Annotated in this window: 1 protein-coding gene; it reads left to right on the forward strand. The window is 29.3% G+C overall.

The window, feature by feature from the left end; all coding sequences use genetic code 11:
* Window positions 1-34: 34 nt before the first annotated feature.
* The coding region (locus KH893_RS11655; RefSeq protein ID WP_486606298.1) for a cupin domain-containing protein at window positions 35-542 on the forward strand (508 nt) is incomplete at its 3' end.

The following is a 542-nucleotide window of genomic DNA, read 5'->3' on the forward strand; positions in this document are numbered from 1 at the left end:
TCTTCATTCACACCAATTTCTAGAGCTGAATTTTATGTATTCTGGAGAATGTAATCAAATAGTAAATGGCAGAAAAATCAAGCTTAAAACAAAAGACATTTTACTTTTGGATACCGGCAGTAAACATAGTATTTCCCAATTAGGAGAAAATGATATTTTAATCAATCTTTTATTTAAAGGATCGGCAATTAATTTTGATTTTATTAAGAAGACAAATCAACAATTTTCGCCTTCTTTTGAATTTATTTTCAACGCTTTGTCTGGAGATCAGTATTCTGATCACAAAAGTTTTATGCTACTACATCAGAATGAGAATCCAGGACTTGGTTTAACGCTTGAGCGTGTGATAAAAGAATATTTTTTCCCACAAAAATTTTCTTATCAAATTATTCGTGACTACATACCAATTATTTTTTTTGAATTGGCTAGAGCAGTCCATGTTGAAATTGATAATCTAGCCACAATCCATAATGAAGCCATAATTTCAATATTAAAGAATATAGAAAAGAATTATAGTTCGATTACTCTCGATAGTTTAGCAA

It is taken from the genome of Liquorilactobacillus sicerae (assembly GCF_029916425.1).
GTDB classification, from domain to species: Bacteria; Bacillota; Bacilli; order Lactobacillales; family Lactobacillaceae; genus Liquorilactobacillus; species Liquorilactobacillus sicerae.